Annotated in this window: 11 protein-coding genes; 4 read left to right on the forward strand and 7 right to left on the reverse strand. The window is 68.8% G+C overall.

All coding sequences use genetic code 11. The features are described from left to right. Positions 1-183: 183 nt before the first annotated feature. From QFZ82_RS20560 to QFZ82_RS20570, 3 genes are all read left to right on the forward strand, one after another. Positions 184-1257: a ParA family protein gene (locus QFZ82_RS20560; protein ID WP_307717788.1), complete on the forward strand. Its 1074-nt coding sequence runs from the start codon at positions 184-186 to the stop codon at positions 1255-1257. Next, positions 1254-2354: a ParB/RepB/Spo0J family partition protein gene (locus tag QFZ82_RS20565; protein ID WP_307714555.1), complete on the forward strand. Its 1101-nt coding sequence runs from the start codon at positions 1254-1256 to the stop codon at positions 2352-2354. The genes QFZ82_RS20560 and QFZ82_RS20565 overlap by 4 nt, the downstream gene beginning before the upstream one ends. Positions 2355-2664: 310 nt before the next feature. Beyond that, on the forward strand, positions 2665-3282 hold the full coding sequence (locus QFZ82_RS20570) for a GNAT family N-acetyltransferase (protein WP_307714556.1): 618 nt from the start codon (positions 2665-2667) through the stop codon (positions 3280-3282). A 78-nt stretch (positions 3283-3360) separates the two neighbouring features. Here the strand turns inward: QFZ82_RS20570 and trxA are convergent, their stop codons facing one another. The 7 genes from trxA to QFZ82_RS20605 all read right to left on the reverse strand — a co-directional run bounded on the left by trxA (position 3361) and on the right by QFZ82_RS20605 (position 12864). Continuing rightward, complete coding sequence (gene trxA, locus QFZ82_RS20575) at positions 3361-3693, reverse strand: thioredoxin (RefSeq protein WP_307714557.1); 333 nt, start codon at positions 3691-3693, stop codon at positions 3361-3363. A 49-nt stretch (positions 3694-3742) separates the two neighbouring features. Continuing rightward, a complete protein-coding gene (gene trxB / locus QFZ82_RS20580) occupies positions 3743-4717 on the reverse strand; it encodes a thioredoxin-disulfide reductase (RefSeq protein WP_307714558.1) in 975 nt (324 codons plus the stop codon). Positions 4718-4841: 124 nt separating this feature from the next. Further along, on the reverse strand, positions 4842-5738 hold the full coding sequence (locus QFZ82_RS20585) for a hypothetical protein (RefSeq protein ID WP_307714559.1): 897 nt from the start codon (positions 5736-5738) through the stop codon (positions 4842-4844). Then, the gene (gene sigM / locus QFZ82_RS20590) at positions 5735-6439 is read right to left on the reverse strand and encodes an RNA polymerase sigma factor SigM (RefSeq protein WP_307714560.1); all 705 of its coding nucleotides are present in this window, start codon (positions 6437-6439) and stop codon (positions 5735-5737) included. The genes QFZ82_RS20585 and sigM overlap by 4 nt, the downstream gene beginning before the upstream one ends. Before the next feature lie 24 nt (positions 6440-6463). After that, positions 6464-8200, reverse strand: a complete 1737-nt coding sequence (locus tag QFZ82_RS20595) for a protein kinase family protein (RefSeq protein WP_307714561.1) — start codon at positions 8198-8200, stop codon at positions 6464-6466. Between the two features lie 120 nt (positions 8201-8320). Further along, a complete protein-coding gene (gene murJ, locus QFZ82_RS20600) occupies positions 8321-10468 on the reverse strand; it encodes a murein biosynthesis integral membrane protein MurJ (protein WP_307714562.1) in 2148 nt (715 codons plus the stop codon). A 44-nt stretch (positions 10469-10512) separates the two neighbouring features. Next, the gene (locus QFZ82_RS20605) at positions 10513-12864 is read right to left on the reverse strand and encodes a DUF6049 family protein (protein ID WP_307714563.1); all 2352 of its coding nucleotides are present in this window, start codon (positions 12862-12864) and stop codon (positions 10513-10515) included. Between the two features lie 182 nt (positions 12865-13046). Between QFZ82_RS20605 and QFZ82_RS20610 the strand changes: the two genes are divergently transcribed. Continuing rightward, positions 13047-14513 (forward strand): CCA tRNA nucleotidyltransferase, encoded by a 1467-nt coding sequence (locus QFZ82_RS20610; RefSeq protein WP_307714564.1) that lies wholly within the window; start codon positions 13047-13049, stop codon positions 14511-14513. Positions 14514-14528 lie beyond the last annotated feature (15 nt).

Consider the following 14528-nt stretch of genomic DNA (forward strand, 5'->3'; position numbering starts at 1 on the left):
TGATGCGGCGCAGGCATCGTGTTTCACGTGAAACGTCGCTCACTGCTGCAGGGAATCATCAGCCGCGGCCGTGCTGCCGCGCCCGGGAGGGGTCGCAAGCCCCTCCTGAGGGCTACCGAGTTGTCCACAGAGGTGGATTCCTCCACAGAACCACGGGCCTCGCTGGTTCACGACCCCGAAAGCATGGCAGGCTCTCCTCATCGCGAGCCTGAAGTCGAGGAGAGTGAATCCTTGCGGTCCGACGCCAACATCGCGGGACCGATGACCGATCCGGTCCCCGGTCCCCGTACCGAGTCCCCGGGGGAGGATGTTTCACGTGAAACACCGCCGCCCATGGACGACACCCCCATCGGCCGTGCTGCTCAGCTGGCTGTGGAGGCGCTGGGGCGTGCCGGTGAGGGCCTGCCCCGACCTGAGCAGACACGCGTCATGGTTGTCGCCAATCAGAAGGGCGGCGTAGGGAAGACCACCACCACGGTCAACCTCGCCGCCTCGCTCGCCCTGCACGGTGCGCGCGTTCTGGTGGTGGACCTCGATCCCCAGGGCAACGCCTCCACGGCGCTGGGAATCGATCACCATGCGGAAGTTCCCTCGATTTATGACGTCCTGGTGGAGAGCAGGCCCCTCGCCGAGGTGGTCCAGCCCGTCCCCGACGTCGAAGGACTCTTCTGCGCTCCCGCCACCATCGATCTCGCCGGTGCGGAGATCGAGCTGGTGTCGCTGGTGGCGCGGGAGAGCAGACTCCAGCGCGCCATCCAGGCGTACGAGCAGCCGCTGGACTACATCCTGATCGACTGCCCGCCGTCGCTCGGCCTGCTGACCGTCAATGCGCTCGTCGCGGGTGCGGAGGTTCTCATCCCCATCCAGTGCGAGTACTACGCGCTGGAGGGACTGGGCCAGTTGCTGCGGAACGTCGATCTGGTGCGAGGACACCTCAATCCTTCGCTTCATGTATCGACGATCCTGCTCACCATGTACGACGGCCGGACGCGGCTCGCCTCCCAGGTGGCGGACGAGGTGCGCAGCCACTTCGGGGATGAGGTCCTGCGGACGAGCATCCCCCGGTCGGTGCGCATCTCGGAGGCCCCGAGCTACGGACAGACGGTCCTGACCTACGATCCGGGTTCCAGCGGTTCCTTGTCGTACCTTGAAGCCGCCCGGGAGATCGCGCTCCGTGGCGTGGGGGTCCACTACGACCCGCAGCACGCCCACGCGGCTCAGAACAATCAGCAGAATGTGTCGGAGGGGATCCAGTGAGCGAGCGACGTAGAGGATTGGGGCGTGGGCTCGGTGCGCTGATCCCCGCGGCTCCCCAGGAGCAGCAGGCACCGCCCTCGGCGGGTGCCGCGCCCTCTCCGGCGGCGGTTCCGGTGCTGACCACGGACCGTGGGGTGGCGGCGGCCAAGGTCGCCACCCTCCCCGCGGCCGCCACCGCGCCGGACGGGATCGGTTCCGCCGTGGACATTGACGCCGCACCGCAGCCGAGCGAACCGGCAGGAGCGCATTTCGCGGAGGTGCCGCTCGGTTCGATCACCCCCAATCCGCGACAGCCGCGTGAGGTCTTCGACGAGGACGCTCTCGCCGAGCTGATCACCTCCATCAAGGAGGTCGGCCTGCTCCAGCCCGTCGTCGTACGGCAGTTGGGTCCGGACCGCTACGAGCTCATCATGGGCGAGCGCCGCTGGCGGGCGTGCCGCGAGGCCGGTCTGGAGCGGATCCCTGCGATCGTCCGGCACACCGAGGACGAGAAGCTTCTGCTGGACGCCCTGCTGGAGAACCTCCACCGGGCACAGCTGAACCCGCTGGAAGAGGCCGCTGCCTACGACCAGCTCCTCAAGGACTTCGACTGTACCCATGACCAGTTGGCCGACCGCATCGGGCGCTCGCGTCCGCAGGTTTCCAACACGCTGCGCCTCCTCAAGCTCTCACCGCCCGTGCAGCGCAGGGTCGCTGCCGGCGTTCTCTCCGCGGGGCACGCGCGGGCGCTGCTCTCCGTGGACGACTCGGAAGAGCAGGACAGGCTGGCCCACCGCATCGTGGCCGAGGGCCTCTCGGTACGGGCGGTCGAGGAGATCGTCACTCTGCTCAACTCCGGCCCCAAGAGCACGCCCAAGGCCAAGGGCCCGCGAGCCGGGACCCGGCTGTCCCCGGCGCTCACCGATCTCGCCTCCCGGCTCTCGGACCGCTTCGAGACGCGGGTGAAGGTCGACCTCGGGCAGAAGAAGGGAAAGATCGTCGTCGAGTTCGCGTCGATAGACGACCTCGAGAGGATCCTCGGCACCCTGGCCCCCGGAGAGGGCCGCGTCCTGGAGAAGGGGCTCGGTGAGGAGCTCGCCGAGGACGAGGACGTCTGAGGCTCTTCGATCACCAGTGCCGTCAAGGGCGGGTCGTGTTCTCGTTTCACGAGACACGACCCGCCTCTTGCCGTATTGCGGTATCCGTGTCTGGGCTGGGTGGATACGATGCGTTCTGGTATGACGCATCCACCTTGAGCTACCTCAGAGGGAGGGCGGGGGCCATGCGAGCGGTGAGCCGCAGCCAACTGGTGACAGCTGGTTTGGGACTTGGGGCAGTAGGCGGATTCGTCAGCAGCCTGCTTCGGGAGAGGAGCGCGCTGGCAGCCGCGCGGAGCGCGGCAGATCAGGGAAGAGAGGGTGAGTCTCGATGGGGCGCCGACTCGTACCGCTCACGCTCGACAACCTTTCGGACCTTCCCCAGCGCTGTCGTTCGTGTGTCTTCTGGGAGCTTGATCCGGTCAGCGGCGAAGCAGCGGTAAAAGCGGGGACTCCGCAGCTCGAGAAGGAGGCCTGGATCTCGGCGGTTCTTCTCGACTGGGGCTCGTGCGGCCGTGTCGTCTACGTCGACGACGCGCCGGTCGGTTTCGTCCTCTACGCACCGCCGGCCTATGTGCCCCGGTCGATGGCCTTTCCCACGAGTCCCGTCTCCGCGGACGCGGTGCAGCTCATCACCGCCTGGGTCATGCCCGGGTATCAGGGACAGGGACTGGGGCGGGTGATTGTCCAGACCGTCGCCAAGGACCTGTTGCGGCGGGGCTTCCGGGCCATCGAGGCGTTCGGCGATGCGCGCTGGAAGGAGCCCGCGTGCGTCCTGCCGGCCGACCATCTGCTCGCGGTGGGCTTCAAGACGGTGCGTCCGCATCCGACGCACCCCCGGCTACGGCTCGAGCTGCGGACGACGCTCTCCTGGAAGGAAGACGTGGAGCTGGCGCTCGATCGGCTGTTGGGCGCGGTGCAGAAGGAGCCGGCGCTCCGGCCGCTGTGAGGCCGACATGAGAATGGGCTCACCCCCATGTCGGGGGTGAGCCCATGCGATGTTTCACGTGAAACGTCGAGGCGATGACTACTCGCCGATGAAGCTTTCGAGGTCGCGGACGATTGCGGCCTTCGGCTTGGCACCGACGATGGTCTTGGCGACCTCACCGTTCTGGTAGACGTTCAGCGTCGGGATGGACATGACGCCGTACTTCGCAGCGGTGGCCGGGTTCTCGTCGATGTTGAGCTTCACGACCTGGATCTTGTCGCCGTGCTCGGCCGCGATGGCCTCGAGGGACGGCGCGATCTGGCGGCAGGGGCCGCACCAGGCAGCCCAGAAGTCCACGAGGACGGGCTTGTCGCTCTTGAGGACGTCCTCTTCGAAGGAGTCGTCGGTCACGTTCTTCAGGTCGCCGGCCACGGCGTCCTCCTTACTTCTTTGCGGGGTGTAGGGGAGTGCGGTGCGGGGGTCAGACCACAGGGGTCTTCTCGGGCTCGGCGACCTTCTCGCTGTCCGAGAGGGCGGCGAGGAAGCGCTCGGCGTCCAGGGCGGCGGAGCAGCCGGTGCCGGCGGCCGTGATGGCCTGACGGTAGGTGTGGTCGACGACGTCACCGGCGCCGAAGACACCGGGCAGGTTGGTGCGCGTGGACGGCGCTTCGACCTTGAGGTAGCCCTCGTCGTCGAGCTCCAGCTGGCCCTTGAAGAGCTCGGTACGGGGGTCGTGACCCACGGCGATGAACAGGCCGGTGACGGCGAGCTGCGAGGTCTCACCCGTCTTGGTGTTGCGCAGGGTCAGACCGGAGAGCTTCTGGTCCCCGTGGATCTCCGCGACTTCGCTGTCCCAGGCGAAGGAGATCTTAGGGTCGGCGAAGGCGCGCTCCTGCATCGCCTTGGAGGCGCGCAGCGCGTCACGGCGGTGGACGATCGTGACGGACTTGGCGAAGCGGGAGAGGAAGGTGGCCTCCTCCATGGCGGTGTCGCCACCACCGATGACGGCGATGTCCTGGTCCTTGAAGAAGAACCCGTCACAGGTGGCGCACCAGGAGACGCCGCGTCCGGAGAGAGAGTCCTCCTTCGGCAGGCCCAGCTTGCGGTGCTGCGAGCCGGTGGTGACGATCACAGCCTTCGCGCGGTGCACGGTTCCGGCGGTGTCGGTGACGGTCTTGATCTCGCCCGTGAGGTCGACGGCCACGACATCGTCGGGGACGAGCTCGGCGCCGAACCGCTCGGCCTGGGCGCGCATGTTGTCCATCAGGTCCGGACCCATGATGCCGTCGCGGAAGCCGGGGAAGTTCTCCACATCGGTCGTGTTCATCAGCGCGCCACCGGCGGTGACGGCCCCCTCGAACACCAGCGGCTGCAACGACGCGCGCGCGGTGTAGAGCGCGGCCGTGTAGCCCGCGGGCCCGGAGCCGATGATGATCACGTTACGGACGTCGCTCACGGGTTTCTTCCTCGTCTCTGCAGACTGCCTACTGCCTACGGGGGCGGGTTACAGGATCTCACCCCACCCAACGGATCCTACGGGGCTTGCATTCCCGGGACGTCGGAGCGGCACAGGCAAGGTCTCAGTTGCGAGGGTAGGACTCCGAATGCAGCAGGTTTCCCGGGCCGGCGGCTGCCTTGCCGACGCAGGCGGCATCGACGACGTACGCCTGGACCCGCGTCTCGTCGGCGGGATGCGCCATCACGACGAGGTAGGCGTCGACCCCCGCATAGCGGCCCTGCTCGAAGGCGAGGGGGCGATCGGACCGGCCGGTCCCCTGCTGGATGCATGCCGGCACGGAGGTCTCGGGTGAGCTCTTGGGCGAGACGGTGGAGGACTCGGTGTCGAGCGGCGGCACCTTCTTGATCCTCGGCTCGGCATGGGTGTCCGCAGCGAGCAGCGTGTGCACGCGGTCCTGGATGGGCGCCCCGGAGAACTCTCCGGTGTCGGCGCTGACGCTGGCGTCCTTGGTGCTGGAGTCGCTCCCCGATTGCGTCTGGACCTGGAGGAGCATGACGCTGACCCCGACGGCGGCAGCGCCGAACACGGTGCCGAACACGGCCACGCGCCGGCGGCGGGTCCGACGGTCACGGCCGGGGCCGGTCGCGGCACGCGAGTGGCCTGAGGGGCGGTCGGCGGCGGGTGCGATCGCCTCAGCCGGAGACGGGGGCGGCGCTGTTTCACGTGAAACATGCGCGGGCTCGGAGGGGGCGCTGGCGGCCAGGAGCGCCTCGGCAGCGAGTGCGGCGTCGATCCGGCCGGCGACGTCGGCCGGCATCCGGCCGGAGCCCGGCAGCGTCCCCAGCAAGCCGCGGATCTCTTCGAGCGAGCTGCGGACATCTGCGCACAGGGAGCAGTCGTCGAGGTGAAGGCGGATCTCAGCGGCACGGGAGGGGGAAAGGAGACCTTCGGTGAGGTCGGAGATCTCCGAGACATCCGGGTGCTGTGTTGTGCCGGCCCTGTCGGTCGAGGATGTCACGCGCGCCCACCTCCACCCTTCACAGCCGCAGGCCCGTTCGGCCCTGTGTCTCGTGCTCCCGACTCCGGTGGGACGGATGTCCCCGGCGTCCGGTTCCTTCCCCCGCTGACGTCGGGGTTATCCCCGCGCTCCGCACGGAGGTGGGTGAGCATGGGCAGCAGCCGGGCGCGGCCCCGGGCGCACCGGCTCTTGATCGTCCCGGTGGGTACGTCGAGGACCCGTGCGGCTTCCGCGACGGGGTATCCCTGCATGTCCACCAGGACGAGCGCGGCCCGCTGCTCCGGCGGCAGTGTGGCCAGAGCGGCCAGGAGCTGGCGATGGAGGTCCTGGCGCTCGGCTGGAGCCTCGGCGGACTCGTGAGGCTCCAGCAGCTGTTCCAGGCGCTCCGTGTCGTCGACCGGAGAGGTCTTACGGGATGCCGCCTTGCGGGCGCGGTCGAGGCAGGCGTTCACGGTGATGCGGTGCAGCCACGTGGTGACGGCGGACTGGCCGCGGAAGGTGTGCGCGGCGCGGAAGGCGGAAACGAGGGCGTCCTGGACCGCGTCCGCAGCCTCCTCCCTGTCCCCCAGCGTGCGCAGCGCCACGGCCCACAGCCGGTCGCGGTGGCGCCGCACGAGCTCGCCGAAGGCGTCGGGGTCACCGGAGACATGGCGGGCCAGCAGATCCTGGTCGCTCGCGTCGCCGAGTGTGGCGTCGTCCAACGGTGAGCCCCCTCCCCGCTTCTGTCAGCCGGTGAACGTGACGTCCGTGATGCCTTGCTTGTAACCGGTGCCGCTGAACTCGTCCTTCGACGAGTACGGCATCGCGGTCATCCAGAGCAGGACATAGCGGCTCGCCACCGGCTTCTTGGCCGTCAACTTCAGTGCCGATCCGCTGGTCTGTCCGGAGGCGATCTGCGTCATGGAGCTCACCGGGCCGGACGGGGACAGGGAAGCGGCTGCGTAGAGGCTGATCGTGGTGTGATCTCCGCCGTAGCGCAACGCTATGGACGCGCTGGAGACGTCCTTTTCCGCACCCAGGTCGAAGACGATGCCCACACCCTGCTTCACCGACGGAGCGAACTCCGGTCCGTCGAAGTAGCTCTTGGTCCGCCAGTAGGTGGTGCCGTCGCCGTCGTGTGTCGCTCCCACATCCCCCGCGTTCTGGGGGGATCCGTCCGGGGCGTACTCCTGGGCCGCCTGAATCCTCAAAGGGACGGGAGCCTTGGGCTTCTCGTTCTCACCACCCGTGACGGACGTCTCCGAGGTCTTGGGCTCCTGGGTGCCCTGCTCCTGGCCCAGCAGCTTGTCGGCCACCTGCCAGCTTCCGAGCCCCAAGGCCGCGATGAGGAGCGCGGACACGGCCCACTTCAGCGCCTTGCCCGTGCGGCTCTCCAGGGGAGCGGGCGGTGTGGGCGACACCTGCGTGACACCCATGCCCGGCCGGACGGCGGTGCGCCCGTAGTTGCCCTGCTGATAGGTGGTGCGCTGGTACTCCGGGGGCGCGGTGAAGGCCGGCTCCGGCGGGCGGATGCGTGGCATCGCGGCGACCGCCTTCGCCAGTTCGTCGGGCGTGGTGCACGGCGGCTCCTGGCGGGAGGCGGTGGCACCGTCGTTGACGAGAGCGCGCATGGCGAGCTCGGACAGTCCCCGATGGACGCCGGCACGCACCTGGTCGGGTGCGACGAGGCCGACGCCCTTGGGAAGCCCGGAGAGGCCGTAGGCATCGTTCTCATAGGGCCAGCGCTGGGTGAGCGCGGCATACAGCAGGGCGCCGATCGCCTCCGTGTCGGTGCGCTGGGGGCGTTCGGCGGAGATGCCGCGCAGCGCGGCGTTCACCGCGAGGCCACGGATGCGGTACTGGCCGGTGGAGGTCCGCAGAACCGCGCCAGGCGTCAGCCGCAGATGGGCGAGCCCCTCGCGGTGGGCCGCGGCCATGGCCAACGACACCTGCTCGACGAGCTGGTACGCGTCGTGCGGTTCGAGAGGCCCGGAAGCCAGCAGCGTGGTCAGCTCGACGGCGTCGGGGAGCCATTCGTGGACGACGTAGACCAGGTCGTTCTCCTCGACGGCGTCGAGGACCTGGACGAAGCGCGGATCGCCGAGGAGAGCCGATGAGCGGGCGGCAGCGAGAACGGAACGAGCCCTGGGATGGTCCGCGGGCAGGAGGTGGACGCCGACGGCCCGGCGCAGTTTCTCGTCGACGGCACGCCAGCTGCTGAAACCGTCCAGACGGGTGACGCACTCCTCCAGGCGGTAGCGTCTGGCGAGTTTGTGGCCACTGTGCAGTTCGGGCGTCGACAGGGAGAGGTCTTTGCCCTCCGTCCCGGTCTCCCCCTCGCCGTCCGTCTCCGGTGCGGTCGTCTCCGCAGTCTTCTGGGATTCTGCCGCCCCGTCGGTCGTGGCCTTGCCCGCCTGCGCGGTCAGCGGTTCGTCCCCGCCGTTGTCGGCCACGTCGACGGCGGCCGTGCTACGTTCCGCCACCGTCGTTCCTGCCTCCCCATCCGTTGCGCCATATCCAAACGCCATGCCAATTGTGCCCACAGTCGGACGCTATGCACGACACGCGGCATCCGACGAAGGTTGTGCCAGGGCCGGTCCGTCCTAGCGGCCGAGACGGCCACGGACCATGCCGACCATGGCGTTGAGCTCCTCGATGTGCATCCTCTTCGCTGCGACGAGGAAGACGCCCATCAGTACGGCTCCACCGGCGGCCAGCGCCACCAACGAGCCGCCCGCGCCGCTGCCCAGTCCCGTCATGACGCCGAAGGCTGCCGCGCCGCCCGCGACCGCGGCCGGCACCGACGCCATGGAGAGGCGTGCATAGGTCCGCATCACGTGAGAGCCGTCCAGATCGCCGCCGAGGCGCTTCTTGAGCCGCCGCCAGGCGACCCCGACGCCCACCGCGTAGGCGAAACCGTAGGAGGCGCCCATGCCGACGACCGCCCACTGGGCGGGCAGCAGCGCGTAACACAGGGCGGACGCCCCGGCGTTGACCGCCGCGACGATGACCGTGTTGTAGAAGGGCGTCCTGGTGTCCTCGTAGGCGTAGAAGCCGCGCAGGACGACGTACTGAACGGAGTAGGGGATGAGGCCGAGGCCGAAGGCCATCAGGATGAAGCCCATGCCCCGTGCGGCCTCCTGGCCGGTGGACGCGAACAGCAGCGTGGACATCGGAACGCCCAGCGCGAGGAAGGCGAAGGAGACTGGGACGATGGCGACCGCGCTGTTGCGCAGACCCTGGGAGATGTCGTCGCGCACGGCGCCCGGGTCGTCGTCGTGGGCGGCGCGCGAGATGCGCGGGAGCAGGGCGGCCATCACGGAGACCGTGATGATGGCCTGCGGCATGCCCCAGATGAGCTGGGCGTTGGTGTAGGCGATGAAGCCCGCGCCCTGCTTGCCCGAGGCCTGGCCCGCCGCGGTGGCGAGCTGGGTGACGACGAGGACACCGGCCTGGTTCGCGAGGACGAAGAGCACCGTCCACTTGGCCAGCTTCACCGTCTTGCCGAGACCGTGGCCCTTCCAGTCGAAGCGCGGACGGAAGCGGAAGCCGGTCTCTCGCAGGTACGGAATCATCGCCAGCGCCTGGACGACCAGGCCGAGGAGCGTTCCGACGCCGAGCAGGCGGACCCCCTCCGGCGGAATCGTCTGCACACCCATCTGCGATTCGGCCGAGGTGCCGTACACCCAGATGAAGAGGCCGAACGTCGTGATCATGACGATGTTGTTGAGGACCGGAGTCCACATCATCGCGCCGAATCTGCCGCGAGCGTTGAGGATTTGGCCCATGACGACATGGATGCCCATGAAGAAGATCGTGGGCAGGCAGTACCGGGCGAAGCTGACGGCGACGCTGTTTGCCGCCGGATCGCCAGCGATCGTGTCCGACATCAGCTGGATCAGCAGCGGTGCGGCGAACACGGCGATGGCGACGATGGCGCCGAGCGCCACCATCACCAGGGTGAGCAGGCGGTTGGCGTACGCCTCGCCGCCGTCCTCGTCGTCCTTCATCGCGCGCACCAGCTGCGGCACGAAGACCGAGTTGAGTCCGCCGCCGACGGTGAGGATGTAGATCATCGTCGGCAGGGTGTACGCGACGGTGAACGTGTCACCGAGAAGAGCGGCGCCCAGGGCGGCGGTGATCACCAGGCTGCGCACGAACCCGGTCAGGCGGGAGACCAGCGTGCCGGCCGCCATCACGGCGCTGGACTTCAGCAGACCGGAGGCCCGCCCTGCCGGCTTCTTGGGGGGTGCGGGCGCCGCGGGGGCGGGTTCGGGTGCCGGGTCCGGGCGGCCGGAGGCCTGCTGGTCCCGGAAGAGGTGAGCGAACGCATCAGGTTCCGGTTCCTTGTCGCCGGCGTGGGTGACGAGGTCGTCCACGCCCGTGAACTGGGTGGTTCCGGCGGCGTCCCCGTACGGCAGGTGCCGGGAGGGACCCTCCGGCTCGGGCGGGGGCGTCTGTGCCCAGACGCGGGGGTCGGGGGCGTACTCGGACGACGGAGGCTGCTGGTAGAGCGGCTGCGGTTCCGGGTAGGTGCCGGGGGGCGGCGGAGGGTGCGCAGACCGGTCGTAGAGCACCTCGGCCACCGGGTCCTGGGACGAAAGATCCTGGGCCTGGAAGGGGTCAGGAGCGTACGCGTCCTGGACGTAGGGGTCCTGGTAGGGCTCAGGGGCGGGCTGATGCGGCGGCGGGACCTGGCCGGGCGGGTTCCCACCCGCCTGGCCACGATCACCGTCGTACGGCGCGTTCATGACTACCCCACCTCATCGTCCCCGGCCGACCGGCCACACATCGCTCAACGGTCCACTTTCTCACCAGCGCCCGACGGGTCGCCGCTTTCGGGTCGGGTGTCCGGTCCCGGGTCACTCGCCTGCCCGGGCTCCGGGCTGTCGATGTCACCCCGCGTGCTCTCTTCCTCGTCCGAGGCGGTGTCGTCGTCCGTCGACACTTCCTCGGACTCCGCGCCCGTCGCCTCGCGAGCGGCAGCGCGCTTGCGCTGGGTGTACATCCTGATGCCTGCGAGGACCAGAAGCAGAACGCCGCCGGCGATGACGAGCATGACCGTCGGTGTGATCTCGGAGACCTTCACCGTGAAGTTCATGGCCTTGCCGTAGAGCTTGCCGTCCTGCGTGTAGAGCTGCGCCGTCATCTGGACCTGGCCGTTGGCATTGGCCGAGGCGGGGAACTTCACCGTCTGGCTGTGTCCGCCGTCGATCCGGACCTGCTGCTCGGTGACGCCCTTGTCGCCGTCGAGGTTCAGACGCGTGGGGTTGTGCGACGTGAGCCGGAGCACCAGATGGTCGATGCCCTGGACCAGCTCGTTCTGCACGGTGACCGGAATCGTGGCGCTCCGGCCGGAGAGGGTCACGTCCGACTTCTCGATCAGCAGGACCTCTTCGGTGAGGTCCCGCAGATAGCTCCGCACCTCGTCGCGGTACTGCTGGGCCGCCACGGGGTTTCCCCGCCAGGAAACCGACAGCTCGCGGTCGATCGCCCTGCCGAAGGGCGTGTTCACCCGGTCCGCCTGGGTGAGGATGCCCTCGAACATGTCGAGGGTCTCCTGGGTGCCCCGGACGTCCTGGAAGGCCTCGACGGGCAGCTCCTGCTTACGGAGCTTGCGCGGGTACTGGGAGGTGCCGGGCACCTTGGTGTTGGCGTCGGCGTCCGGCTTGGAGTCCGCAGCCGCCACGAGGTCGAGCGGCTGGGTCCAGCGCTGGCCGAGGGCCTGCAGGGCTCGCGCCATGGTCTGGGCCTGGGCTGCCGTGGGCACACGCTGCGGGGCGACGACGATGCTGCGCTGCTTGTCCGGGGCCTGGTGCGTCACGGCGAGCGACTGGGCGAGGAACTTCTGGACGGCGAGCGTCGAGGTGTCCGACCGGCTCATGTCGCCCTGGAAGGCCTTGGAGAGCCGTGAGTCGGCGACGACCGCGGTCGTGCCACCGCCGATGGGCCGCGCCGCGGTGGGCGTGTAGCCCAGGTTGTCCTGGAGGCTGTCGCTGCGGGCGATCACGTTGTGCGCACCGGCCGATGTGGCCACATCGACGATCGACGAGTCGATCGCGCCCTCCACGGGCCAGGCGAAGTCGGTCGACGCGTTCACGTGGAGGACCGTCTCGACCGTGGTCGCGGCGACCTCGGTGGCCGGCTGGAGATGGCTGAGCGATCCGGAGACGGACTTGCCGCGGTGCGCCAGTGAGGCCAGGTCGGGATCGGCGAACGGCAGGGCGACGACCTTGCGGTCCTGGACCGCGGCTTGGAGATCGCTCAGCCAGCGCTTGGCCACGTCCTGGTTCTTGCCCTGGACCGTGGTGTTCCCCTTCTTGACCTGGTAATTCCGGGTCATGGCGTCCACGGTGGCCAGCAGGTCCGGATCGATGACCCAGGTGACCGGCAGTTCCTTGCCGAGGGAGACGAGCTGGTCGAGCCGCCCGCCGGTGGACAGCTCGGCCGCCAGCGACTCGTCCTCGAACACGGGTGTCTGCTGCTCGTCGGAGCCCGTCTCGGAGGTGAGATGCGTGGAGGAGATGAGCGGCCACAGATACGTGAGGCGGGTCTTCTTGTCCGGCGCCTCCGGCTGCCACGGCAGGAAGGTCCGCTCGATGCCCAGCACCTGGTCGTACGGCAGGTTCGCGGTCTGTCCCGAGAGCGAGACGCCGAGCTGGTAGACGCCACCGTCCTCGTCGAGGTCGAGTTCGTCGGCCGGCACGGAGAGCCGGAAGTCATGGCTGATGCCGGAGGCGAGGCGTGGGATCTCGAGCGAGTACTTGTCGTCCACCTCCGCACCGTCGAGGCCTGGGTCGTAGCCGGTGCGCTCGGCGGCGCGATCGATGGCCGTCCTGCCCACGAGCTTGTGCCCGACCCGCAGATCGACGTGCGCGTCGGTGATCGTCTGCTTGCCCTCGTTGATCACCGTGCCGGAGATGGTGATCGTGTCCTTCTCGCCCGGCGTCGCCGGCGTGAACGTGTCGAGAGACACATCGACGGTCCGTGACCCGGTGGCGTCCTCCGCTGCATGCGCCGTCGGCGCCGCGGGGCCGCACAGCAGCCCGGCCACGAGTGGTGCGCCGGTGAGCAGCGAGGCTGAGCGACGCAGCCACCGGCGGGCAGGAGAAGTACGCATCCCCTGGAAGTCTGCCGCCTCGGCCACGCGCTCGCCCGTCCCTCGTCGTCTGCTTGCCGGTGGTGGTTCTCTGGTTCTTGCGTCCAGGCATGGTAACGATGCGCGCTGGGTCGAAGTGCCGCGGACTGCATCACAAGATCGCAAGGGGCTCCACGGGCCGCCGTAAACGAGGGCGCTCCGGTCGGCCGGGGCACGTACCCTTTTCTGTTGTGCCGAACGCCAATGAAGACAACCCCACTGCCCTGAGCCAGGTGCAACGCCGCGCGGTGAGCGAACTGCTGCGGGTGTCCCCGGTCGCCGACGACCTTGCCCGCCGTTTCCAGGAGGCCGGGTTCAGCCTCGCCCTGGTCGGCGGCTCGGTACGTGACGCACTTCTCGGTCGGCTCGGCAACGACCTCGACTTCACGACGGACGCTCGGCCCGAGGACGTACTGAAGATCATCCGCCCGTGGGCGGACTCGGTCTGGGACGTCGGCATCGCCTTCGGCACGGTCGGATCCCAGAAGGAGGGCCGCGTCGGTGACGACGTGCAGCGCTTCCAGATCGAGGTGACCACCTACCGGTCGGAGTCCTACGACCGGACGTCGCGCAAGCCCGAGGTGTCCTACGGCGACTCCATCGAGGAAGACCTCGTCCGTCGGGACTTCACGGTGAACGCCATGGCCGTCGCCCTCCCCGAGAAGGTGTTCATCGACCCGCACGGCGGCCTGGAGGACCTTGCGGCCTGTGTGCTGCGAACGCCCGGCACTCCTGAGGAGTCCTTCTCGGACGATCCGCTGCGGATGATGCGCGCCGCCCGGTTCGCGGCCCAGCTCGATTTCGAGGTGGCACCCGACGTGGTGGCCGCCATGAAGGCGATGGCGCAGCGCATCGAGATCGTCTCCGCTGAACGTGTGCGTGACGAACTGAACAAGTTGTTGCTGTCCGCGCACCCCCGGAAGGGACTGGGGCTGCTCGTCGACACCGGGCTCGCGGACTACGTACTGCCCGAGCTGCCGGCACTCCGCCTTGAGAGCGACGAGCATCACCGGCACAAGGATGTGTACGAGCATTCACTCACCGTGCTCGACCAGGCGATCGGCCTCGAGGACGAGGGACCGGACCTGGTGCTGAGGCTGGCGGCGCTGCTCCATGACATCGGGAAGCCGAGGACGCGGCGGTTCGAGAAGGACGGGCGCGTCTCCTTCCATCACCACGAAGTGGTGGGCGCGAAGATGACGAAGAAGCGGATGACCGCGCTCAAGTACTCGAACGAGATGGTCAAGGACGTCGCGCGGCTGGTCGAGCTGCACCTGCGCTTCCATGGCTACGGGACCGGCGAATGGACCGACTCGGCGGTGCGGCGCTACGTGCGGGACGCCGGGCCGCTGCTGTCGCGGCTGCACAAGCTGACCCGCTCGGACTGCACGACCCGGAACAAGAGGAAAGCGGCTGCGCTCTCCCGGGCCTACGGCGGTCTCGAGGAGCGCATCGCCCAACTGCAGGAGCAGGAGGAGCTGGACGCGATTCGGCCGGACCTCAACGGCAACCAGATCCAGGAGATCCTGGGCGTCGGCCCCGGTCCGGTGATCGGCAAGGCGTACGCGTTCCTTCTCGATCTGCGTCTGGAGAACGGACCGATGGAGCACGATGCCGCGGTTGCCGCGCTCAAGGAGTGGTGGGCGGCACAGGGCTGAGCGTGAAGCGGCGCG

Origin of the sequence: Streptomyces sp. V4I23 (assembly GCF_030817975.1) — a bacterium.
Classification (GTDB): Bacteria; Actinomycetota; Actinomycetes; order Streptomycetales; family Streptomycetaceae; genus Streptomyces.